This window comes from Streptomyces sp. NPDC037288, from assembly GCF_055603265.1.
The window spans coordinates 15,103-37,619 of sequence record NZ_JBVJVY010000045.1 but is presented as its reverse complement, the minus strand read 5'-3'; the positions used below and the strand labels follow the sequence as shown (position 1 = coordinate 37,619).

The 22,517-nt window shown below is 68.2% G+C and carries 21 protein-coding genes and 4 pseudogenes; 16 read left to right on the top strand and 9 right to left on the bottom strand.

The window, feature by feature from the left end; translation table 11 throughout:
* Nucleotides 1-67: 67 nt before the first annotated feature.
* Entirely contained in the window at nt 68-3,805 is a 3,738-nt protein-coding gene (locus tag ACZ7GZ_RS34855; protein WP_471030478.1) for a HEAT repeat domain-containing protein, read from the top strand.
* A 21-nt stretch (nt 3,806-3,826) separates the two neighbouring features.
* On the opposite strand, the gene ACZ7GZ_RS34850 is transcribed toward ACZ7GZ_RS34855, so the two are convergent.
* Entirely contained in the window at nt 3,827-4,228 is a 402-nt protein-coding gene (locus tag ACZ7GZ_RS34850) for a hypothetical protein (protein ID WP_471030476.1), read from the bottom strand.
* A 190-nt stretch (nt 4,229-4,418) separates the two neighbouring features.
* On the opposite strand from ACZ7GZ_RS34850, the gene ACZ7GZ_RS34845 reads away from it, so the two are divergent.
* A complete protein-coding gene (locus ACZ7GZ_RS34845) occupies nt 4,419-4,580 on the top strand; it encodes a hypothetical protein (protein WP_471030475.1) in 162 nt (53 codons plus the stop codon).
* 399 nt (nt 4,581-4,979) lie between these two features.
* Here the strand turns inward: ACZ7GZ_RS34845 and ACZ7GZ_RS34840 are convergent, their stop codons facing one another.
* A complete protein-coding gene (locus tag ACZ7GZ_RS34840; protein ID WP_471030474.1) occupies nt 4,980-5,759 on the bottom strand; it encodes a hypothetical protein in 780 nt (259 codons plus the stop codon).
* Nucleotides 5,760-6,360: 601 nt separating this feature from the next.
* On the opposite strand from ACZ7GZ_RS34840, the gene ACZ7GZ_RS34835 reads away from it, so the two are divergent.
* Nucleotides 6,361-6,915 (top strand): hypothetical protein, encoded by a 555-nt coding sequence (locus tag ACZ7GZ_RS34835; RefSeq protein WP_471030471.1) that lies wholly within the window; start codon nt 6,361-6,363, stop codon nt 6,913-6,915.
* Nucleotides 6,916-6,963: 48 nt separating this feature from the next.
* The gene (locus ACZ7GZ_RS34830) at nt 6,964-7,497 is read left to right on the top strand and encodes an EF-hand domain-containing protein (RefSeq protein WP_471030470.1); all 534 of its coding nucleotides are present in this window, start codon (nt 6,964-6,966) and stop codon (nt 7,495-7,497) included.
* A gap of 557 nt (nt 7,498-8,054) precedes the next feature.
* Here the strand turns inward: ACZ7GZ_RS34830 and ACZ7GZ_RS34825 are convergent.
* The 4 genes and pseudogenes from ACZ7GZ_RS34825 to ACZ7GZ_RS34810 form a co-directional block, all read right to left on the bottom strand.
* Nucleotides 8,055-8,570 (bottom strand): annotated as a pseudogene (locus tag ACZ7GZ_RS34825) (glycosyltransferase); the annotation flags it as partial.
* Nucleotides 8,571-8,583: 13 nt separating this feature from the next.
* On the bottom strand, nt 8,584-8,748 hold the full coding sequence (locus tag ACZ7GZ_RS34820; RefSeq protein WP_471030469.1) for a hypothetical protein: 165 nt from the start codon (nt 8,746-8,748) through the stop codon (nt 8,584-8,586).
* A 216-nt stretch (nt 8,749-8,964) separates the two neighbouring features.
* Entirely contained in the window at nt 8,965-9,528 is a 564-nt protein-coding gene (locus tag ACZ7GZ_RS34815; RefSeq protein WP_471030466.1) for a hemerythrin domain-containing protein, read from the bottom strand.
* A 155-nt stretch (nt 9,529-9,683) separates the two neighbouring features.
* Nucleotides 9,684-9,875, bottom strand: coding sequence for a DUF2795 domain-containing protein (locus ACZ7GZ_RS34810; protein WP_471030464.1), 192 nt, complete (start codon nt 9,873-9,875; stop codon nt 9,684-9,686).
* Nucleotides 9,876-10,393: 518 nt separating this feature from the next.
* On the opposite strand from ACZ7GZ_RS34810, the gene ACZ7GZ_RS34805 reads away from it, so the two are divergent.
* Entirely contained in the window at nt 10,394-10,612 is a 219-nt protein-coding gene (locus ACZ7GZ_RS34805) for a DUF5133 domain-containing protein (protein ID WP_471030463.1), read from the top strand.
* A gap of 393 nt (nt 10,613-11,005) precedes the next feature.
* Here ACZ7GZ_RS34805 and ACZ7GZ_RS34800 read toward each other — a convergent pair whose 3' ends face one another.
* Both ACZ7GZ_RS34800 and ACZ7GZ_RS34795 read right to left on the bottom strand, forming a co-directional pair.
* The gene (locus ACZ7GZ_RS34800) at nt 11,006-11,251 is read right to left on the bottom strand and encodes a hypothetical protein (RefSeq protein ID WP_471030462.1); all 246 of its coding nucleotides are present in this window, start codon (nt 11,249-11,251) and stop codon (nt 11,006-11,008) included.
* Nucleotides 11,252-11,646: 395 nt separating this feature from the next.
* Nucleotides 11,647-12,030, bottom strand: a pseudogene (locus ACZ7GZ_RS34795) (transposase family protein); the annotation flags it as partial.
* A 208-nt stretch (nt 12,031-12,238) separates the two neighbouring features.
* Here ACZ7GZ_RS34795 and ACZ7GZ_RS34790 point away from each other — a divergent pair.
* Nucleotides 12,239-13,174, top strand: coding sequence for a hypothetical protein (locus tag ACZ7GZ_RS34790; protein ID WP_471030461.1), 936 nt, complete (start codon nt 12,239-12,241; stop codon nt 13,172-13,174).
* A gap of 101 nt (nt 13,175-13,275) precedes the next feature.
* Here the strand turns inward: ACZ7GZ_RS34790 and ACZ7GZ_RS34785 are convergent.
* Nucleotides 13,276-14,022: pseudogene (locus tag ACZ7GZ_RS34785) on the bottom strand (transposase).
* Between the two features lie 284 nt (nt 14,023-14,306).
* Between ACZ7GZ_RS34785 and ACZ7GZ_RS34780 the strand changes: the two are divergent.
* From ACZ7GZ_RS34780 to ACZ7GZ_RS34735, 10 genes and pseudogenes are all read left to right on the top strand, one after another.
* Nucleotides 14,307-16,901, top strand: coding sequence for a hypothetical protein (locus ACZ7GZ_RS34780; RefSeq protein WP_471030459.1), 2,595 nt, complete (start codon nt 14,307-14,309; stop codon nt 16,899-16,901).
* A gap of 11 nt (nt 16,902-16,912) precedes the next feature.
* Nucleotides 16,913-17,284, top strand: coding sequence for a hypothetical protein (locus ACZ7GZ_RS34775; protein WP_471030457.1), 372 nt, complete (start codon nt 16,913-16,915; stop codon nt 17,282-17,284).
* A 669-nt stretch (nt 17,285-17,953) separates the two neighbouring features.
* Nucleotides 17,954-18,271 (top strand): hypothetical protein, encoded by a 318-nt coding sequence (locus tag ACZ7GZ_RS34770; RefSeq protein WP_471030456.1) that lies wholly within the window; start codon nt 17,954-17,956, stop codon nt 18,269-18,271.
* A 193-nt stretch (nt 18,272-18,464) separates the two neighbouring features.
* Nucleotides 18,465-18,785 (top strand): annotated as a pseudogene (locus ACZ7GZ_RS34765) (zinc ribbon domain-containing protein); the annotation flags it as partial.
* Nucleotides 18,782-19,090, top strand: coding sequence for a hypothetical protein (locus ACZ7GZ_RS34760; protein WP_471030454.1), 309 nt, complete (start codon nt 18,782-18,784; stop codon nt 19,088-19,090). The pseudogene ACZ7GZ_RS34765 and the gene ACZ7GZ_RS34760, both read left to right, overlap by 4 nt.
* Before the next feature lie 9 nt (nt 19,091-19,099).
* Nucleotides 19,100-19,753 (top strand): hypothetical protein, encoded by a 654-nt coding sequence (locus ACZ7GZ_RS34755; protein ID WP_471030452.1) that lies wholly within the window; start codon nt 19,100-19,102, stop codon nt 19,751-19,753.
* Between the two features lie 192 nt (nt 19,754-19,945).
* Nucleotides 19,946-20,203, top strand: a complete 258-nt coding sequence (locus ACZ7GZ_RS34750; protein WP_471030450.1) for a hypothetical protein — start codon at nt 19,946-19,948, stop codon at nt 20,201-20,203.
* Nucleotides 20,204-20,346: 143 nt separating this feature from the next.
* Complete coding sequence (locus tag ACZ7GZ_RS34745) at nt 20,347-21,414, top strand: DUF6292 family protein (RefSeq protein WP_471030449.1); 1,068 nt, start codon at nt 20,347-20,349, stop codon at nt 21,412-21,414.
* Nucleotides 21,415-21,718: 304 nt separating this feature from the next.
* Nucleotides 21,719-21,991, top strand: coding sequence for a hypothetical protein (locus ACZ7GZ_RS34740; RefSeq protein ID WP_471030447.1), 273 nt, complete (start codon nt 21,719-21,721; stop codon nt 21,989-21,991).
* A gap of 105 nt (nt 21,992-22,096) precedes the next feature.
* A complete protein-coding gene (locus ACZ7GZ_RS34735) occupies nt 22,097-22,396 on the top strand; it encodes a hypothetical protein (protein ID WP_471030445.1) in 300 nt (99 codons plus the stop codon).
* Nucleotides 22,397-22,517 lie beyond the last annotated feature (121 nt).

Sequence of the window (22,517 nt, the reverse complement as noted above, 5' to 3'; positions counted from 1 at the left end):
GCCTGGCATGTCGTCAGGAGGCGGCGGCGAGCACAGGACAGTGACCGGACACCGGACGGAGGGGCCGATGAGCAGGGGAGAGCCGGTCGATCACTCCGCGTGGCCTGCCGAGGGACCGTTCCGGCGCTTGCTGAAACACCTCGACAAGGTCCGCGCCGACAACGGCATGAAGTCCCTGCGGGCGATCGCCCCGGAGATGGGCCTGTCCGCGCCGACCCGGGTCGGTGAACTGCTGCGCGGCATCAGCCGGCCAGCGGACCGGGACCAGCTCGACCGTCTGGTCAAAGCGCTGGGCGGGAGCCAGGAGGACATCCGGCGCGCCCGACGGCTGTACGCGGAGGCCGAAAAAGAGCGCGTCGCCCACCGCGGGACCAGCATGCCCGAGGAGGTGCGCGGCTACCTGGCAGCCGCCCGGAAGGCTGCCGAGAAGCACCCGTATCTGGACATTCCCGAACCGCCTTCCCTGGACGAGGTCTACGTGCACCAGCGCAGCCGCCCTGCGGCCCGGGCCGAGCACGCGGTGCCCGGCAACGGCTCTGCCGCCGGAAGAAGCGGTAACGGCCTTGCCGTTCCCTCCGAGCCAGCCGAAGCGGTCTTCCGGAAGGCCGACCGGCTGTGCGTGCTCATCGCCGGCCCCGGAACCGGCAAGTCCACGCTGCTGCGCGCGCGGCTGCGCGACGCGGCCGGTGAACTGCCCGCCAACACGCACAACAGCGCGAAGTCCGATCCGGCCGTCCCGGTATGGGTGAGCGCACACGCCTTCACCGGAGAGGAGAGGCACGTACCCGACGTGCTCGCCGCCGCCACCGGAAAGCTCAGCCAGTTCGGGCGGCACCCGAAACTGACCCGAGACCGCTTCCTGCAGCGGCCTTGGACAGGGGCGCACTGGCAGCTTCTCGTCGACGACCTCGACGAGCTCCCCAACGCGCACGAGCGCCGCGCCGTGTTGGAGAAGCTGGCCAACGCCGTCGCGGCAGAACCGCCGCTGTACCGGTGCGTCGTAGCAACCCGCCCTTTGGCCGAGGGCGAACTCAACGTCCTCGACCACGTCCTCGGCCTCAAGGCGCCGCACTACGAACTGCAGCCGTTCACGTCGCACGATCTGCACACCTACATGGAAAAGTACTTCCGCACCCGCTGGCCGCAACAAGAAGCCACCCGCCGCGCCCACCGTTTCGCTGGTGCGCTCCGCAGCGCCTCCCTGGACGAGCTGGCCCGTACCCCGCTGATGGCCTTCATGCTGTGCCAGCTCTACCTCGCCAAGCCCGAGAGCCCACTGCCCGACGGCCGCGCCGCGGTGTATGAAGCATTCACTGACCTGGTCTACGAGAACAACCAGAGCAAGCGAGTTGCGAAAAGCCACGAAGAATCAATCAAGCACCTCGTGGAAAACGTCCAGAGTCCGCGGGCGCGCAAGGAAGCCGAAGCCGCCGCACGGCATGTCCACGAACGGCTGCCCGAGCTGATCGGCTACCTGGCTTACCAGAGGCTTTCCGATCACAAGACCCCAGTCACCGAGGTACTGGCCTCACACGAAGCCGTCCGACGCCCCGGAAAGATCCGCCCAGAGCGCTGGGATGCCTTCCTGGAGAACCTTCTCCGGCACACCGGACTACTGGTCCACCGCGCCGACGGCCTCGGCTTCCCTCACCAGACCTTCCTCGAATACCAGGCCGCGGCGGAAATCCAGCACCGGCTGACCGTCGAGCGCAGCCTGACCGGGGACGCCCTCATCCACCAGGTGTACGGCAAGCACTGGGCGGACCCCACCTGGCACGAAACGCTCGTCCTTGTCGCGGGAATGGTCGAACCGCGCCTCGCGGGCCAGATCGTCGACCACCTCCTCGCGGCCGACCCGCTGTGGTTCATTCGACGGCCCGGGTCGTCCTCGGGCGAGACGCCACACCACATCGTGCTCGCCGCTAGGTGCCTCGGCGAGGTCCGTGATCCCGGCAAGCTACCCGTCCAGTGTTCCGCCGTCGTCAACGCGGTGATCGCGCTGATCGAGGACATGGTCGCGGAACGGGCTTTCCCCAGCTCCCCGGTCACCGGCGCGGTCGCGGAGACGCTACCGCCTGTGCTCGGCCGGCTCGGCGCACGCAACAACGCCATCGGTCGGCGGTACCACGACTGGTACCTGGCGCGCGGTCAGTTCCTGAGGGTCACGAGGGAGGGTGAGGACTTCATCTGGTCCGAGGTACCGCCGGCCGCGCGGGTCGGCGCCGCGCTGCTACGCGACAACGGCGAGTTCCGCGAGGGCCTGGTCAGTCGGGCGGTCTTCGGACCCGAGCCCGCCGACAGGGACGAGGCGCTACGCGCGCTCCTGCAGGAATGGCCCGACGATCCGCAGGTCGCCGGACTGCTCCGCAAGTTCGCCGAGACAGACCCCGATGGAAACCTCAGGAGACGCTCGCTACAGCTATTCGCGATGACCCGTCACCAGGACCGGTCCACCAGAGACTGGCTGCAGACGTGCCTCACCGACCACGACCGGTACCTACGGCAGGGGGCGCTGGCCGCGCTCGCTGACGGCTGGCGCAACGAGCCTGAGACGTTCGCCCTGGTACGCCAATCCGCGACCGATGACCGCAACGACTCGGTCCGCCTCACCGCGGTGGAATCCATCGCGGACGGCTGGCCGCGCGACCCGGACGCTGCGGCCGTGGTACGCGACCGCGCCACCCGCGATCCAGACCCGCATCTGCGGTACAGGGTGTTCCACATCCTCGTCGAGGGCTGGCCCGACGATCCGCAGACCGTAGCGCTACTGCGTTCGGTCGCCGCCGACGCCGGCAGCGAGCCATGGGTGCGAGAGGCCGCGAAACGGGCGCTCGCCCGCGCCGAGACCCCACCCGCCGACCTTGCCCCAGCCCGGCCGGCGCCTTCGCCCGCCGCAGAGGGTCCGCAGCATGCCGCGCTGAAGCCCCTCGTCGTCGACCGGCGCACCGATGCGAAGACCCCCATGCTGCTGCGCGAACGGGCCGAAACTCACCCCGACGACACGGTCCGGATGGCCGCGGTGCGGGTACTGGCCACAGAATGGCACACCCATCCGCCAACGCTGCCGTGGCTGTGCGAGCTCGCCACCTCCGGCGCGAGCAAGCCGGTGCGACAGGCCGCACTGCGGGCCGTCGGCTCCGTCTGGCCCGGCCATCCCGACGCTGAGGCACTGCTGCGCAGCGTCGCCAAGGGAAAGGGTGAGTGGCAGGCCCGCGCGGTGGCAGTCGTTTCCCTCGCCGCCGGATGGCGCAGCGACCAAACCCGGTCTTTTCTGCATAAACTCATAGTTGCCGAGAATGTCAAATATGTACGGAAAACGGCGGTACGGGCGCTCGGAGCCAGCTGGCGCGACCACCCCGACACCGTCGCGCTGCTACACGACAGAGCCGAGAACGACCCCGATCCCTACGTCCGTTCGGCAGCCGTCCAGGCCCTCGTCACCGGCTGTCACACCCCACAGACCGCCGTCCTGCTGCGCCGGCTCGCCGTTGACGATCCCGACGAACACCTGCGCGCGAACGTCACATACCTTCTGGCGGCGGGCTGGCGCGCCGACCCGGAGACCGGCGCGCTGCTGCAGCGAATCGTCACCAGTCGAGCCGGCACGATCAGCCGGAGTGCGGCGATCCGGGCCCTCGCAGGCGGCTGGCGCGACCACCCCGTCACCGAGGCGCTACTACGCGAGCGGGCCGCCGACGACTCCGACTGGTACCTGCAATGGGCGGCCGTGATGGCACTCGCCGAACGCTGGCCTTATGACCCGGAGATCCAGACGCTCGCCGACCGCCTCTCCGACGAGTGGTAGCGGTCAGGACCCGGCAGACTGTCAGTTCGGCACGGGATCCGACATCGAAGTGGCCACGCTGCTGCTCGCCGAGCACCGCCAGCCCGACGACGTCTGGCACCTGTGGGGGCGATCACCACCGGCTTCGACGCCTGGGGCGGCCTCCCATAACGGCTGCTGCTCGCCGGGGGAGGAACGGCCCGCACGCACGCCCACGTCGCTGGCTCCGGCCACGAACAGCGGGACAACCTGCTGCAGCAACGAGATCCCGGAGGCGAACGAGGCGACATCCTTGGCGACTTCTTCCTGCTCGACGCCGACCAGGTCGCCCAGCAGATCAGCCTCGATCAGGCACGCGAGTCCCGGCACATGGCCGAACAGGCTATGGATCGGATCCGTGCGAAGTTGGGCCCCGGCTCGGTCGGCCCCGCCGTCACCGCCCATTTCCGCCCCGCTTCATGACCTGCCCTGGTCGTGCCTCGTGAGCGCACAACGACGTCGACGCCGATTTCCACCACCAGTTTGGGTTCCACCAGCGTGACGTGCAGGGTCTCCCGGCTGGCCCACCCAGCGGAGAACGCCCGGCCCGTCCAGGGATGGTCGGGCCAAGCCAGTGGCGAGGAGGCCAGCGAGCGTGCCGCTGGCCGCTTTGGGTGAGGTTGGTGGTGCGGCCCGTGTACCGCAGGTGCTCGTCATCGTCGTATCCGCCGAGCAGCAGGGTGGGGGAGCGGCCGGGCTGCCGGTGACCGCGCTGACGATCGCCTCGGTGTGCCACCCCCTCGCCGACGCGTGGTAGGCGTCGTCCAGCCGCTTGAAGACGATGCCTTCCATGCCGACAGCTGCCCACGACAGCCGGAAGTGGCTTTGTTCACGCGAGGCGGATCCCTCTCCACTGCCCCGGCTCGCGCGCGATCGTGGCCTTCGCCTCCAGCTCGACCAGCTGGTAGTGCACCGACGCCCGGCCGCGCATGCCGACACTCACCCTCACCGACGAAGAGAGCGACGGTGTCCTGGCGGCTGGGCCGAACCAGCAGTAGCCGGGCCTGCAGGACGCGATCCGAACGTCCTCGAGGTCGTGCCGTAGTCATCGAAGAATGGCATCCAGGCGAGGATGCGGTCCCGTACCGCTTGTAGGTCGGGTGGTACAAGTCCCGCCTGGCACGGGACCGGTCCTGCCAGGTCCCCGGCATGGGTTTCAGCGGGCCAGGTGTAGTCGGGTGTGGAAATAGCCCGCCGACTCCTTTCCTGCCGGGTCCTCGCCGAGGGTGGTGACGGTGGCCACCGCTCGCTGCTGTTCCCGCGGGTCGGTGAAGCGCCGCTGCCGTTGGGTGCCGGCGGCCCGCTCCACCGTGAGGCCGTACGACTGCAGGCAGGTGGAGATCGGCCCGTAGTCGTGGGTACGCAGGACGAAGGCCGCCACTGGCACGGGGTGGCCGACGGCGGTGAACAGCCGGGTAAAGGTGCGTTCGGTCAGGAAGCTCGTGCCGCCGGTGACGGTGATCAGGCCCGTCCCGGCGAGTGAGCCATGCAGCCGCTCTGTCGGTTCGGTGTGTTCCAGGTCCACGCAGTGCCCCTCGTCGAGCAGCCCGACGGCTACCGCGTAGTCCAGGGCCGGCCGTGACACGTCGATGCCGATGGCCCGCACGGCGTCGGGACGGCGGCGGGCCGCGTAGAAGTCACGGTCGACGTCGGCGAGTGCGGCGGTCGTGAGTTCGGCTATCCCGGCCGAGGTGTAGTGCGCGAACAGTTCGTCGAGGGTGACGTCGTGGTTGAGGAGGGCGGCGTTGATTCCGTAGGAGCAGCACAGGTCGAGGACCGTGCGCCGCCCCGGCCCGAGTTCGGCGGCGAGCGCGCGGAAGACCGGCTGGGCGTGGCCGGGGGTCTGGTACGCGTACGGCTCGAGGGCGGCGAAGTACCCGCGGGGGTCGGGGAGGGCGTAGACGTCCTCGAAGCTGGTCATGCCGGCTGGGGCCATCAAAGCGCGCCTCCATGGCGATCGACGGGAGTCCGGGCGGGACCACCACATGATCCCAGGCGTACCCGGCCATGCCCTGACGCCGAAAGACCGCCGATCCGGCCACGAAGAGGGAGACGGCGAGGTGCTGGCCGTGTGGTCCGGCCCTCGGTTGGGGCTTCCTCGCTTGGGGTCGGTGGTGGTGAGAGTCGGTATTGGCGGTCTGGTGGTTGGTGCATTTGCGTGGTCAGTGGGGTTACTGGGGGACCGAGACCATGCATATCCATGGCTGGGTCCGCGCGCCGCAGCCCGAAGTCCCGCCCAGCCCGCCGGCGTATCTGAGCCGGGTACCGGGCGGGCAGGGCTGACACGGTCACATCGCAGTGCTTGGTGGCTGAGGAGCGATCACCGAATCGGGTGGTCATCTGCGACGTCGGCACGTTGTCAGGAGATCGTGGCCCACGCTGGGGGGCGAAGGGCGGATTCACGGAAGGTGATCACCCAGTGACCGCTGTGGCGCAGGACGTCATCCGGCATCACAGCGCCTCTGAGTTTGCCGCCCGCCGTCCTCATTGGCCACGGACACGCCCGTTCCCCACAGCAGAGAGCACGGGAGACCAATATGAAGATCGCAGCCCGCAGTGGCTTGCTGGTCGCCACATCGCTGTTCGCCGCGGTACCGCTGCTCGCCGGGGCCTCGGCCTACGCCGGCTCCGCCGCACCCACGACCGATGCCACCTGTGTGCTGAACGCCCACGGCGTCTTCGCCAACGCGGTCGATCCAGGCGGGATCAACCTCCCAGTACCCGACACGCTGGCCATGACCGGCAGCGTGACGTGCGTGGACGCCACCGGCGCACCCGTGGCCGCCGGAACCTTCGAGCGGACGGTCACCATGCCGGCCACCGAATGCACCGGCGACGAACACGAGGACACCTCCACCACGACCGTCCACTGGACTGACAACACCGCCTCCACCTTCCGATTCGACAAAATCGACGTTGTGAAGGTGAACGGCACCGCCTCTCTGGTCGTCACCGGCACCGTCACCCCCGACAGCACGCGCTTCGCCAGCGACACCATCAACGCCGTGGGCACCAGCACCGGCGCCGGCTGCGGCACCCCCGCCGGCGAGACCGCCGTCGACTCCACCCTCGTGCTCCGCCTCACCCACTGACCAGCCGCGCCGACCAGTACACTCCTCACACGGGAAGGAAGACCCGGCATGCCGCTCCCTTCGACCAGGCCGCACACGGCCCCGGCCGACCCCACCACCCCGAAGGCGCGCATCTACGCCATGCTGGACACCGACGGAGACGGAGTCGCTTCCCGCCACGACTACTTCGTCCGCATCGAACGGGCTCAGCAAGCGACCGGACGCAGCGACGACGACCCCCTGGTCATCGCCGCACGCACCACGGGCGAACGCGCCTGGGCTGCGATGGACGCCAACGGCGACGGCGTGATGACCTACCAGGAGTACATCGCCTGGGTGGACGCCGAGAAATTCGACACCATCTGCCAGCACGCACTGGGCGCCCTGTTCGACCTTGCCGACGCCGACCAGGACGGTGCCCTGGACCGGACGCAATTCACCACGCTGCGCCGGGCACTGGGCAACCGGGCCGACAACGCCGACGCGGCTTTCGACGCGCTGGACAACGACAACGACGGACGCGTCAGCCGCCAGGAGTACCTGGCATCGATCCGCGCGTACGTCACGGGCGACGGATCCGCCATGGGCGACGCCCTGTACTGAGCAACTCCCATCCGGCGCCAAGCCGGCTCGGCCGCGTGCAGGGACCGTAACCGGAGGGCCCGACCCTGTGGCAGGTCTGGCTCTCCGGGTCGATACCGTCGCGTCCCACGCTGGCGTGTCGACAGCGGAGCACACCGCCGAGTCTCGATCGACGTCCGCGCCGGAGCAGCGTTTGTTCTTCGGTTCGGGAGGCAGCAGGCGGTCGACAGGATCGGGAAATGCTCACGAGAGATGACGGAGCACCTCGTGAGGACGCCTGCCCCCGGTCAGCCGAAGACCGTGATGTGGTGGGGCTGTATCTGGCTTCTGCCGCTACTGCGAAAGGATCTCCGGACCAGGACATCTAGCCGGACTCCACCTCGCCGCCATCTTCATCTGGTCAGCGAGATGACCCGAAGGAAGCGTCCTAGGCCTCAGGGTCGACAGAAGTGCGTTTGTAGTGACATGGGTAGGGATAGGGGTCCCCCCCGTCCGCGTAGACAGTCCCATCCATCTGCAGCTCTCCATTCTCCTGCGCGAGGCCTCGTCCCCGCCGGGAGGGAGCGGTCGACACGCTGTTCCTGCACCTCATCGGTACAGGTGGCCAGGACCCGGTCACAGATGCCGCCGATCTGCCGCTCCAGAGCGATGCCCTGGGGCGGGCTGGCGTCCCGGCAGCGCCGCTTGACGGTGCCCAGCGAGTGGAAGGTCTGCACGAGCGGGATGCCGTGCGGATAGGCACCCAGCTGGGCAGCCACGCCCGACATCCAGAAGTGGGCATGGACCATGTCGGGCCGCTCCCGGCCCCAGACCCGCGCGAGGTACGCCCCGAAGTCCTGCATGTGGTTATAGAGCGCGTCCTTGGGAACCGGTTCGGGAGGACCGGCCGGCACGTGCTCCGCGACAGTACCGCCGGGCAGGGACACCCGGTCGGGCATGTCCCTGGAGTCCCGCCGGGTGTAGACGGTGACGTCAGGGCCGCGCGCCGCAAGCTCCTCGCTGAGACGGGCCACATACACGTTCTGGCCACGGGCATCCACCCCGCCGAGCACCGCGAGAGGGCTCGCGTGCTCGGACACCATGGCGATCCTCATCGGGTCACCTCCTTCAGCAGCCGCTCCCAGCTGTGCGGCCGTCGGCGACAAGAGCGGCGACCGGGTCGTGGACCAGGGCGTAGATGCCGAGGAGCGCATGGAATGTGGCTCCGTCCCGGAGGCTTATGCCGTTGCTGCTCGGCTCCGCGAGTGCCTTCGCCGCGGTTGTCTCAGACATTTCGAGACAGCTCGGCGCAAGGCAGCCGACTGTGCCACCCACGGCGCAACCCCAGTCGCACAATGTCACTGTGGCGCCTGCGGAGCAGGCTGCTGGCTGTGAGGGTTTAACCATGTCCTCGCCGGCCCCGACCTTGACGGACGTCGGCAGCGGCCAGGGGGCCGGGCCGCCGGGCGTCGAGCCGCGCCGGAAGGGCGGGGAGCCGCTGCTGTCCTCTCAGCCCTGCTTTCCGCGCCCGGTGAGCATGTCGCGCAGGCGGTCGACCATGCCGGTACCGGGTGCGAGGAGTTTGTTGGCGGGCGGAGTGTCCGGCGCGGACGGGTGCGGGCGAGTCGGAGCGTGCTGCTTCGCCGAGCGGACCTTCTCACCCAGCTCTTCCAGGGCATCGGCGGAGCAGACGTCGGCCAGCAGCGGGAAGAGCCGGTTCTCCTCGTCGCTGACATGGGCCGTGACGGCGTTCTTCAGCCGCAGGATCAGCGTGTCGAAGCGCTCCTCCTGGGGTTGGCAGTCTTCGAGCTCCTTGAGCATGCGCTCGACTTCGCCGTGGTCGGCGATCTCCTTGTCGGCGAGGTCGTCTCCCCCGTCGACGTACCGGCGCACCGTCGGGTACAGGTACTCCTCCTCGGCCACCGAGTGCCGGAGCAGCTCCATGGTGAGCCGGTCCGCCAGTTCGCGTCGCTGCTGGTCCGCCCCTGGCAGCGCTTCGATCTGGGCGAAGAGTTCGTCCACCTCGCGGTGGTCCGCGGTCAGTTCCTGGATGACGTTTCCGCCGTGTCCCATGGTTCTCCACTCGTCGTCGTTCGGAGGCCGGGGGCCGACCGGTTGCGCACGCCCCACCCAGCACGGATACCTCCCACGCGCGCGGCAGCGACCTCACGCTGGTCCGACACTTCACCCCGGTGGCCGACGGGATGCCGGCCGGCATCACGGAAGACTCATCCCTCGGGCCTGTGATCGATCGGGCTGACGATCTCGGCCACGTTGGCGTATTCGCCGCCGTCCGGCAGCCGTCGTACTGCATCCAGCGCCGCGTCCGGTGCGTGGTGCGCTTCCAGGACGTCCAGCACCGTCTGCCGATCGGCCGGGAACGCGGCTCGCTCCAGGTGGCGGGCCAGTTCGCTGCGCAAGGCTTCCACTGAGCCCGTTCCCGTTCCTCACCGGGCGGGGGCACCGGGCCTGACGGGTCCACGCGGACGTCGTCGTCCGCCGGCGGCTCGGGCTCGTACGCCTCCTCCACGTGCGTGGGCCTACGTCTCCCTGCCCTTACGGCCTCACGGGCGGGGAGCCGCAGGTGATCGCCGATGCCGCCGCCAGGCACTGCTTCCTCGACGCGCTGACCGTGGAGGTGGCGCAGGACGACGGCGTACAAATCCAGGTGCCTCCTGGACGGCGGCGACCAGGTCGGCGTGATGGCCGTGACGCTGGGCCGTGTCACCAACGACGATCGCCGCGCCGTGTTCGCCTCGGCCGCCTGATGGACGCCGCCTCGGCGAGTCGCGGCGGGGCACTCCCCGGGGCACGATGTGAGGCACAGACACTCGTAGAAGCCTGGTGATGCCGACTCCGATCCCCGGCCTTTCCTGGAGTCGGGGGCCACGGCGCGGTAACACGACCGACATTGGACGGTGCGGGAAGGGAGCCGGCAATGTTGATGGCCAATCCTGTGATCTTGCGCAACCTGGTCGAGCAGTATGAAGTGCTCGCCGCGCTGCATGCCGAGGCGGGGGGACCGAACGCCCGCCAGAGGATCGAGGACGTCGCCTATACGCTGTGCGTTTCCACGGGGACACGAGACGTGGACAGCGCCCTGTCTGCGGCCCGCCGCCAGCTCGGCCACGAACCGTCTGGTGCACCGGCGCCTTGATCGGTCTCCAGCCCCTTGATCGGTCGCCGAAGGACAGGCGATGGCCTCATGACGTTTCGCGCCGACACGGTCATGAGGTCATGAGGCAGCCCTGGGGATGCGGGGCCGGAGCCCGGCAGGGGCCGTCCGGCCGGACGGAACGTCGGCTCGGCCCCTCCGGCCTGGCCACCGCCTCACGGACCGGACCAGCCGGCTTCCCACTCTCCGTCGCCGTCCCCGTTATGGTCCCCGCCTTCCGCCTGCGACGGCGTGGTCAGGGGGCGCGTCTCGACGACCGGACTGCTCCCGCTCGCCCTCCGCTCCGTTCGTCTGCTCGGGCTCGCCCTCGGCCTGCGACGGCGTGCTCTCACTCATGGACTGTCCTCCCTGACGGCAGTCGGCGGCTCACGGTCACTAGCTGTCTCCGACCTCTCCGCTTTCTTCGCCGCGTTCGGCGTCGGCCTCCGCTGGTGCTTCGACTCCCTCCAGGGGCTTGCCCGCCGTCGTACCGCGATCGGGTTGGTAGCCCTCCTTGGCACTCGCCGTGCCCGGCACCGACCGGTCCCGTGCCTGCTGCTCCCCGCCGGAGTGGGCACCGGGTTCCTCGTCGCTGCGCGCCCGGTGGTAACGATCAGTGTCACGGTCCTGCTGCCCGCTCATGTCCGTTCCTCTCGTCTGCGTCGGCGGCCCGCCGGGTTCCCGGCGGCGAACACCGCGAAACGCCTGGTCGTCAGGGCCTGGTCGGATCGGGAAGGTGACGTGTTCGCCCTTCATCAGCTGCCGATGACACGAGCCGTCATCGTGGTACCCCGATCGCCCTGCTTGTCCCCCCGACGCCAGGTGGCGTCGGCGTCCGCCCTGTGACCGCAGAGCGTCCGGCAGGTACGACCAAGTCCGGTGTGTGTCAGAGGTTCAACATCAAGTGTGGCCACTACGGCACACATCCACGGACAGCCGGCGTACCACTGGCCCCGCCCGAGCAGGGCACACCACATCAACCCACCACACGACAGAGCCCCCGGCTTCCCGGCGGGCCGCGTCGTCTCACGGATCCCGTGTTGACGGGTGCGACTCTTGAGGCGGCGGCCTCGAAACGGTACCCGGACGGGACCGCCGGCGCCCTGGTACGCCTTGTCCGCCCAGCATTTGAGCCCGGCAGCGGCGAGGGCGTCGATGATCCCGTGCTGTCGAGCGGCGGTCAGGTCGTGAGTCGAGCCGGGCAGAGCTGGCGAGGCCCAGAGCAGCCGTCCGAACGGGTCGGTGAGGACCTGGACGTTCATGCCGTGGCGTTTGTGTTTCCCGGAGCAGTACGGGGTGTCGGCGGCGATACGGTAGATCGGCAGCGGGGTGCCGTCGAGGATGACGAACGCCTTCTCCCGGATCGCCCTCATCGCCTCCTCCAGGGGCGGAGCGAGGGTGGACAGAGCCGCGACGGCTTCACGGGGGAAGCCTCGCTCCACTCACCGCGTTCCGCGAAGCTCTTGATCCTGCCCTCGCTTCGTTGAGGAATTTGAGACGCTGAGGTCCACACGATCTCTAGCCCTGCACCTGACCGGGCTCCGTACAGGACTCCATATCGATAAATGATCATGCTCCGGTCCTCGACGCAGTGCGATCACCGAAAAACCATTATCCGGGGGTAGTCGAGTGGCCGATATCGCGATCATGTCGTATCTGGTCTTCATCTCTGCTCTTTGTCTAGTCGGAATCGGCCAGATCATCTGGTTATTGATCCAGCTACTAAAAGCACTGCTGATGGCGCCGAAAAGGTTGAGAGAGAGAAGAGAACGAAGGAAGAATCGGGACACTTCAATAGGTGCCAGCGCGAGGCTGCGCCGACGCAATCCAATACGATTCGCGCTGTGGATATTTCTTGCGGCGGCCTGCTGTGTTTTCGGCGTGGGCATCCTCTTCTCTACACAGTACGGGAGGAACAACCAGGCTGGAAGCCCACCCGAACCACCTCCCAAGCTTAATGATCAGGCGGCTTTCCAAGCCAAGATCCGTGACGACCGACGGAAGCTTTTCAGCGGGCTCCTCGGCTACAGCAAACACATCTCAACCACGGTTGGGGACTCTACTATTTACGAGATCGATCTCGAAGCTCTAGGTAAGACAGAAGTAGCCGTACGGCCTTCGGGAGAGACTCGACAGTTTCAGGTCGGCGGTGTTCAGGGCGCAGTTCTAACCCCCGTGGGCCATGAGGTCAAAGTTGAGTTGCTGGCTGACACTCAGGCCCGTCAAGTCATCGCCCAGCCGGGGGACACCATCAACTGGCAGTGGAGCATCACGGCAGCCGAGCCAGGGAATTACGAGCTGATGCTGAACCTCACCACCTATCAGGGCGCGACCGACCGGGCTCTCGCTACGCTGCAGCCACCAATAGTCGTTCATGTGGCCGTGGAAAACACATGGACGCATCGCGTCGACTCCGCTAGCAACGCGCTCGTCACCTGGGGTGGAGTCGCTGTCGCCCTCACGGCTCTTCTGGCCTTCCGCGCTCCCCTGACCTCTCTCGTGCGTGCACGCATAAGGGCGCGGCAGGAGCAGCAACGCAGCCGACAACGAGACGGCTACCTATAGCCGTCGGCGCGGCGGCATTTACTACGCTGTGCCCCCATGCGCGACGGGCACACAGGTCAGCAATCGCAGCGTTGAGCGGCCACCTTCGGCACTGAGCGTTTTCAGCGTTGACGCTCCAGGGTGAGGACGGCGGCGGAGATCGACGACGCGGTTGGGGCTGCAACGGGCCCTGCGGAAGATCCGCCAGGACTTCAGCCTCGCGACGCTTCGTTCGACTGGCGCTCGCGCTGCTGACAGGGCTCGGTTGATCGTCCGTTGGGTCGGGTTGAGGTCCTGGTGCGGGAGCCGTCTGATCGGCGTGGTCACCCAGTAGTCGGCGCCGATGTGGGCGCGGTCAGCGAGGACGGGAACGCCGTCGTGTTCGCAGATCCGGATGATGCGGTGAGTGCGGGCCGCGGTCAGATCGTGGGTGCGGCCCGGCGGCGCGGGCGACATCCACAGCAGCTTGCCCGTGGGATCGGCCACGACCTGCACGTTCACGCCATGGCGGCGGTGCTTGCGGGAGGAGTCCGCCCGGCTGTCGCCGACCCGGTCGCACTCGGCGAGGGTCCCGTCGAGCAGGACGTGCTCGGGATCGGTCTCCCGCAGGACTCACAGCAGGCCGGGTGCCCGGTGGGACAGGTGATCGACGAGGGCCGTCACGTCGGCGTGGCGGTGCCGACGGACATGCCGAAGCCGGCGGCGACCTGCGTGAGGGGGTCGTGCTGGCGAAGGTAGATCAAGCCGACGAGAGCACGCTGGTGAGGCGGGAGCTTGCACCGGCGGTCACCCTCGCGGGTGACGATGAGCATGGTTACCCACTCGACCAGGGCGTGAGGCAGGTCGAGTGCGGCAGGATAGGGAACCAACGAGAGGCTCCTGCGCTGATGAGTTGAGACGTCGAACACCTCTCTCAACGGCACAGGAGCCTCGTGCGTTGCGGACGTCGGCCTCGTCACCGGATCAGTGGCCACCCTGAAAACGCTCAGTGCTCGCCTGTTGCCCGGCATGACGGGGTGCCCTCAGCAGGTGAGGCGGAGCGGAACGCGCCGATCATGCTTCGATCGGCTATATCACCGCATTTTTGTATCCGCCGGATGAAATTTCCTCTAGTGTTTCATCGGAACACGGATTTTGGGGAGCTGGGGGGCGAATGAGCGGAACTGATGCGCGGGTTCGTGTCACGGGTGACGTGCGAGGCCAGTTGGTCATTGGTGACCACAACGTCGTCGTCACCGCTGAACGCTCGATCGTGACGGTGTTGCAGCCGGGAGAGCGGCCCGAGCCCACTCGCCGGAAGCGTATTGAGCTGCTTCCACGGCGGACCGGCGCACTGCGTGGCCGTGAGAGCGAAATGGGTGAGATCAGATCAGCTGTGTCGGAGGCAGACCCGATCCAGGTCCACGGTGGAGAAGGGGTCGGGAAAAGCGCGCTCGTTCGACATGCAGCTCGCATGATGGCCGGACGGGAATCCGGAATCGTGTTTCTGAACGGATCCGGGCGCGACGCCGACGATATCGCTCAAGATATCTTCGAGTCCTGTTACGACTCTTTCGCATATCGGCCGAGTGTGATCGAAATGCAACGGCTGATGGCCGGGATCGGAGCCTGCTTCGTCATTGACGATCTGGACTGCCCCAGGTCAGAGCTGACGGGGCTGCTGGACCGGGCCCCGGACGCCACCTTCGTCCTTACCTCGGCCGAGCAGACTCTTTGGGGCAACGGCCGGATTCTCCCGCTTCGCGGACTGGGGCGACAGGACGGGCGATCCTTGCTAGGCGATGCCCTGGGGCGAGCCCTCACCTCAGCGGAGGCGGACACTGCGGACGCGCTTTGGGAGGCAACGTCGGGCAATCCCCTCGCCTTGCTGCGAGCGGCGGCCGCCAGCAGGCCGGACGGCAGCGGCGTCCGCCTGCCGTCTCCCAGTGAACTCCCTGACATCCTCGCCAGGGTCCTCGACGACCTGACTGCAGCGGAGCGGGACATGATATCCCTGCTCGGAGCCGCCGAAGGCTGGATGTCCACCGAGCTCATCGCGGTCCTGGTCGACGAACCGACTTCTCTTCTCCAGGCCGCCGACCACCTCACTGCCCTTGGCATCATCACCGCATGCGACGACGGGCTACAACTCACCCGGGGAGCCAGGGAGGCTCTGCCCGAACACCTGAAGCTGAAGGCCGGACAACTGGCCGACACTGCTGGACGTCTGACCGAATGGGCGACATCACCGGACGCCCAGGCAAGACGCGTGAGCGACGACAGCCGCTTCGTGTCCGCCGTCATTCAAGCGACGATCACGACTGGGAAACCACGCGTCGGCGCCCGGCTGGCCGCGTTGATGGCACCCAGCGCGGCCCGTTCACTGCGCATGGGCCCCTGGCGACGCATCCTCGAACACGGCGTACAAGCCGCCACAGCCGCACGCGATCAGCGACTCATCGCCTACTTCACCCACGAAGAGGGAATCCGATCGCTTCTCACCGGTAAGCGCGTAGCGGCTGTCGCGGCACTGACGGCAGCTGCCACCATCTGGTCCCAACTCGGCGAACACACGCTTGCGGAGGCAACCCGGCAGACTCAGCATCTCTTCGGGCCTACGACCTCCGCACCCCCCACAGGCCACATGTCGTATGGGCCTCACGCATCCGCCGGCCACCCGGCAGATCCCACCGCCGGTCACGCGTCAGCATCGCACGTCTCGTACCCGACAGCAGGGCACTCCTCCGCCCCTGCGGATCCAGGAGCTGCGACAGGCACGAGCACTGCGAGCACATCCGGATCGACCCATGCGGGAGGCTCTGGTGCCGCCAAGGCGGGACTCGGGAAGGTCATGTCTGGACTCACCGGCAAGCTGATCCTCGGCGGCGGTCTCGCCGGATTGGTCGCCTCAGGAGTCGTCTTCGGAGTCAACGGCAATGCCCCCGAGACAGTACCTGTACATGTGAAGGTCACCAGCGCCATCATCGAGGTCTCCCTGCCCGGCACACGCGAGAAGGGATGCCGGACGGGGCACGGCCAAACGGACTGCACCACCACAGTCACTCCGAAGAAGGGCGAGAACGGGCCTATCGAGGTACGGCCGAACTCTCCACTCCCGGACGGGGTCCACTTCGTCTACTGGGGCTGCGATCAAGGCCCTTCAGCCTCGGCGTGCACCGTGCGTGCCGACCAAGAGCGCACTGTTTGCGTGACGACCACGAGCCCGAAGGACGAAGCAGCCCGGACGGCTTGCGCAGGACTGGCCGGTATCGGTGATGAGCCTGACAAACAGGATCCGTCCAAGTCACCCACCGCCCTGTCTCCGGTGATGGTGATGACACCCGGTGGATACATCAGCGAAGTGTCCGCCGACGTTGCCGGCCAGCCGGTATGCCGCAGTGACACGACATCGCAGAACCGAGCCGGCGGCAGTTTCCTGAGTTGCAGATTCGTCGTACCAACCGGAACGACCCTCCACCTCAAGGCGACACGGAGAGATCGCAATCCGGATCTCGTCGACGGGGACAACAGCCAGGTGCGGATCGGATTCGTGGGGTGCGACGAGCAGAACGATCCGCTCGCTTCACCGGCACTGGCCACCTGCACAGTGCGGGTCAACAAGGGCACGGTGCTGTGCCTGGAGGCGCCGGTCGGTTTGAGGAACATGTGCAGCGCGTACGGAACCTCAGACTGGCCAACACTGCCGGCGACACCACCCTCCGGATTCTCCCCCGGGCCGCACTACTCAGACTCGTACTACACGAACTGATCGAGGATGCTGTGACAGAATCTCAGGACCGTCCCGACGAACTCGGTGACCGCTACGATCTGCGCATCAAGGGCGATATTCAAGGCCAGTTGGTACTTGGGCGGAACAACGAGGTGGTGATGGGCGGCCCCGCCAACGTGGTCGACCTTCCTCGCCTGACGCGGTTCACCGAGGCCATCGTCCAAGCTCTGCCTGCGCTTGACCTGGACGCCGGCCAGCAGTGCGCGGTCCATCAACTGGCTGCCGCGGTCCTCAGGGAAGTGGGGGAGGACCAACCCGATCACTCACGGCTGCGTGAAATGGGCCGCACCCTGCGCACCGTGCTGGAAGGCGCGGCGGCCGGCGCGCTTACCTCCGGGATCCTCACCATGTGGAGCCCGTGAAAGAGTGAGGAAATGTCACGCGCGCAGCTCATTGGAAGGCCCACCCGGGAACATGCGTGCGCGGCCGGCGCCCCGACGTCTTCTTGGCTGGCTGTTCTTCGCTGTCGTCTTCTTGGGCAGCGGTCTTCTTCTTCGGCAGTGTGGGAGGGCGAGGGCGGGGCATGCGTCGGCGTCGACCGGCCCAGCGCGCCGGACGCACTCGTGGCGGAGCGGCCCGGCCGGGACCCGTACGCCGTGCGTCCGGCCGTGGCCGAGTGGGTCACGAACCCGGGCACCAACCGCCGGACCGCGACGCTGACTTGCGCAGGGGGAGGAGTACCGCGTCTATCACGCTCCTGATGCGGCGCTGCCCTACACCGTGCGTCGGACCGTCGGCGGTGCCGACGTCGACCTGGGAGGCTGGGTCGGCATGGATGACGTGCGCGCGATCGTCCGGGCCGACCGCCGCCGTACCGCCGCCCTGGAAGGGGACCGCCGCCGTGTGGACCAGGAACAGCGGCGCGCGGCCTACCGGATGCAGGGGGAGCGGCGCCAGGCACCCGTGCGGCTGACCGAGGAAGAGCGGCGAGCCATCGCCTGTCGGACGGAGGAGGATCACCGTCCCGTGGCTGCGGAACTCTACGTCTCGCCGATCACTGGGAACGCGGTACTGGCCTTCGTGTGCCGGACGTGCGGGAACACGACGATGACACCCTGGGGCGGCCGCAGACCATCGACGGCCGCTACCGCACCCCGCTGTCCGTCGAACGGGACACCCTGGCTGCCCTGGTGGAGAAGCGCGGCTGGAGGGTCACCGGGCCGTGGGCCGCCACGGGACGCGCGGGGACACCATGCGCGCACGGAGCGCCCCGACCCCGGCCTACCTCGCAATGGGTGAACGCGACCTACGGGCCGGACCCGGCCACGCCCGACGTTGAGGTGGGGGAGCGCATCGTCCCCGTGCAGCGGGGATGGTGGGATGCGGTCAGCAAAGAAGGCCGCCGCTGACAACCCTGCTCCGCGGGCCCGCACTGCTGGACGGGCCCGAGGAGTACTACCCGCGGAGGCCGGCCTCCTCTCCCTGCTCCCGCTGGGTCAGGGTGAGGAGGCGTCGGCGTCGTAACTCCGGTTCGGTGCAACACCGCACCGACGCAACTATCCTCGACAAGTGATGGCACCGCCCTGAACTCGCCTCACCAGCGCGGCGCGGTACACGGGCACGCGTGTGGTGAAGGTCAATCCGGCGTACACATCGATCTCCTGCCATGCCAGCGGGCACACAGCTCCAGAGAACCGTGATAGCCAAGCGGTCTTCCGGTGCCGTGCCTGTGGTCACCAGGACCATGCCGACATCAAGGCTGCGAAGAACATCAAGGCCGCGGGGCTCGCGGTCTCAGTCTGTGGAGACGTCGGCGTCAGCCGGTCTGTGAGGCAGGAACCTAAGAGCTGGGCAACCGGCCGAACCCCGTGCGCCGGGGAATCCCTGGTAGATGCCGGGGAGGAAGCCAAATGTACCGGATGAGTGCTCGCATCAGAGGGCAGGACATCATCAACCGGGCCCGCGACATCGTCGAGGGCGACGACGGCGGCGTCACCGTGCGGCAGGTCATGTACCGGCTGGTCGCCGAGGGACTCTTGCCGAACACCGCACCCACCTATCGCAGGCTGTCCTCCCGGCTCGCCCAGGCCCGCCGCGATGGGCTCTTCCCGGACCTCATCGACACGATCCGCGAAGTGCACGTCCCACCGGCCTGGCCCGACGCTGCCGCGTTCGTGGCGGACATGCCCGAGTGGTTCCGCCTGGACCGGACCCGCGGGCAGGAGTGAGCACTGTACGTGGCGGCTGAGAAGGACACGCTGCGCCAGCTGCTGACCGGGTGGCTCGCGGAGTACAGCATCCCCGCCTCGTCGTGCGCGGATTCGGTAGCCAGCCCTACGCCGACGTCGTCCGTGACCGGGCGCGCAGCGATCCCCGGCCGGAGGCAGCTGCTCTACATCGGCGACTTCGACGCAAGCGGTTCCGACATCGAACGCGACTGGGTGCAGCGCACCGGCTGCTGGGAGCGGGTGGAGCGGGTACTGCTGACGGACGGGCAGGTCCGCGAGTACCAGCTGCCGCCGGCCGAAGGGAAGAGGGAAGATCCGCGCTGGCGAGGGTTCGCCCGCCGCTACGGCTTCGACCTGGACCGTCCCGTGCAGTGGGAAGTTGAGGCATTGGAACCGGCCGAACTCAAGTGCCTGGTGATGGATGCTGTCGACGAGCGCACGGACTCGGCCATCGGGAAGAGCTGGTGCGGCGAAACCCGCCTTGCGCCGGGCTCGGGCTGCGACACTGATCCTGCCCCGCTGTCCCCTCGTCGCGGGGCACCTTACGTTGCAGGGACAGTCGGCCGGCCGCGGACAAAGAGAGCGGCCCGCGCCCAATCCGCCGAAGCGGGTGGCAAGGGCACCGGCCAACCGAAGACACACACCGCCCAGGACAGGAAGTGACGCGCACCGGTTGCGCCGTCCGTCGAGTGTAGCGGTGCGGCGGGCTCGCGGACCGCCTCCTTGCCCGCGATGATGCAAGCCCGGTAACTTTCTTTTGTTGGGTGTGTTGTGGCAAGCACACCCCGGACCGAAGTCCAGACCGTCACCCTTTCCGACAGAGACGATCACCACGCACCGAAGGGAACCGCACCGATGACCAGCGCTTGGGCCTGTGGCGGCTGCGGCATGCGCAATGTCGACCGCGCGTCGTGTGAGGCGTGCGGAACCAGCAGTCCAACCGCCACCGCCGCCCATCTGGCGGCGACCGCCGTGCATGACGCGGCTGCCGCCCGCGCGGCCCGGGGCGAGGAAGCCGCTCGCGGCAACCACCAGTTGGCCGCCCGTCTCGGCCGCGTGACCGATGTCCACCTCGACGACGCTCTTGCCCTGCGCGGCCTCGAGGTCATCTGATCAGCGCGAAGTGGGCGGCTCCGCACCCTCGAATCCCAGTGGCCTGCGCGGGCACGCCCGCCTGAACCGCATGAACCGTCCCTGCCTCGCTCCCGCCCGCAACGCCGCCGCCGGCGCCCTGCACAACCGACCAGGAGAGACTGATGATCCGCGCCGGACGCCGGAAGTACGTCCAGAACAGCGAAGAGCTCGCCGCCGCCATGGGCGTGACGATCGGCACCTTCCGCAATAAGAAGCCCTATGCCAGCGAGGACTTCCCGCCGCAGATCAGCTCCGACCGGGCCCGGGTGAAGCTGTGGGACAGCGAGCAGACCGCCGCCCACCTGGCCGGCCGACCCGTTCCCGAACTGCCGCAGGAGGGCGACGGGCAGGACCTCCTCGACCGCAACGAAGCCGCCGCCGAGCTGGGCGTCAGCCCCAAGACCTGGGACAAGAACTATAAAACACATCCCCAGATCGCCCCTCACCTGACCGTGATCAAGGGGGTGGAGCACTGCCCGCGTGGCATCGTGCAGGCCTTCCGCACCGGCAAGGACGCAGGCAAGGATGCCGGACCCAAGGGCAGGCCCAAGGGCAGCGGGGACATGGTGCCCCGCGACGAGATCTCCGCCCGGGTCGGCGATCTGCTCGACGAGGACCCAGCGGTGACCCTCGCAACGGTCCAGGAGCGTCTCGGCCTGTCCTACGCCGCGGCCGCGCGGGCCCTGCCCCGGCTGCGCGGGGAGCGGATCGCCGACCTGGTGCAGGCCGAACCGGACGTGACCCCCGAGGAGGCCGCCACCCGGCTCGGCTACCCAACTGCGCTGCAGCGCACAGCCCTTGCCAGCGCCGCCACCGAACTGCGCGCCCGGCAGGTCCAGCCGTACCTGCAGCGCGTCGCCGACGTCCTGGTCGGCGCAGGCCTGGCCCAGGCGCAGGACGTCCGGGTGCAGCGCCTGGACGGCGACGTGCTCGCCGCGGCCGTGGCGCTGAGCGGATCCGGCGCGCCCGCCCTCGTGTGGGACGAGCGCTACGGCTGGCGTACCGCCGTCAGCAGGCGGCACCCGATCGGCAAGGAGACCGGCACCCCGCCGGAGGGTGAAGGCATCCGTTACCTCAGCGAGCATCAGCAGCCCGATCCCTTCGAGCTGCTGGCCGCGATCACCGACCGCCGGCACGGCGCCAGGCATCCCAAGACTGTTTACCAGGTCGGAGGCACGTTGCAGGGCTGAACCCGCCAGCAGGAAAACGCGCGAGGCGATAACCCCGGCCAGCGGCCCGGACACCGTTTCGGTGTCCAGGCCGCTTCGTGTAGCCGGTGTCGGTCAACGTGCCAACTCGCCTGGGAAGCAGGCGAGTTCCCCTCCCGTTTGTGACGCTAGCGCGTATCTTTGTCTTGTTGGCTTCGTGGCAGAGCTCACCACCGAGGACAGACACATCCCCAGGGAGACTCCGTGCTGGACACGATGAAGAACACCGCCCGCCAGTCGCTCACCGACACCCTCACCGACCTCGGCCGCGCCATGGACGAACAGAGTGCCGTCACCATCGCGTACGCCGACGCCGACGAGCCCCTCCATCCGCACCATCGAGATCCACGACATCGTCACCGGCGACGACGGCGCCGTCTTCGTGCAGCCCATGGTCCGCCTGAGCGGGAGCTTCCGAGGCTTCCGCGCCGACCGCATCCAGATCTACATCCCCCTCGACGGGCCGTACGTCCTCGACGCCCCCACCGCCCCGCTCCCGGTGAGCTTCACCGCCCGCACTGAGAGGGAGTTCGTGGCCCTTGAGCTGGAGCGCGACTGACCGCACGCGGCACACCGCCCGGTGCCGGGCCCTCCGTATGGGTCCGGCACTGCGGCCGCCGCTCCGGTCACCGCCACTCGTGCACCAACCCTCTGGAGCCACCGCATGCCCGTGTACGCGCCGCCTACCCAGCTCGCCGAGCTCGCGGCCAACCCCGTGACCAACCCCGTGACCAACGCCTTCCGCCCCAAGCGGGCCACCGTCCTGTCCTACGGCCTGGGCGCCGACTCGACAGCGATCCTGCTGATGTACCTCGCAAACCCCACCGCCCACGGCCTCGAACCCGACCTGTCCGACTTGATCGTGGTCCGCGCGGTCACCGGCGACGAAGGGGAAGACTCCCTCTTCTACGTCGATACCGGTAAGTCCGGCTATCAGAACCTGCGGAATGCTCGTGGTCAGTGAGTGCCTTCTCTGTCGCCCCTGCGGCAATGCAGCGGGATCGCCGGCGCGCCGGGTGAGGCGGGCCGACCTGGGACACTGCCGCCGCCAAGCCGACAGGCCGTTGCCGGTCGGCACCAGGGCC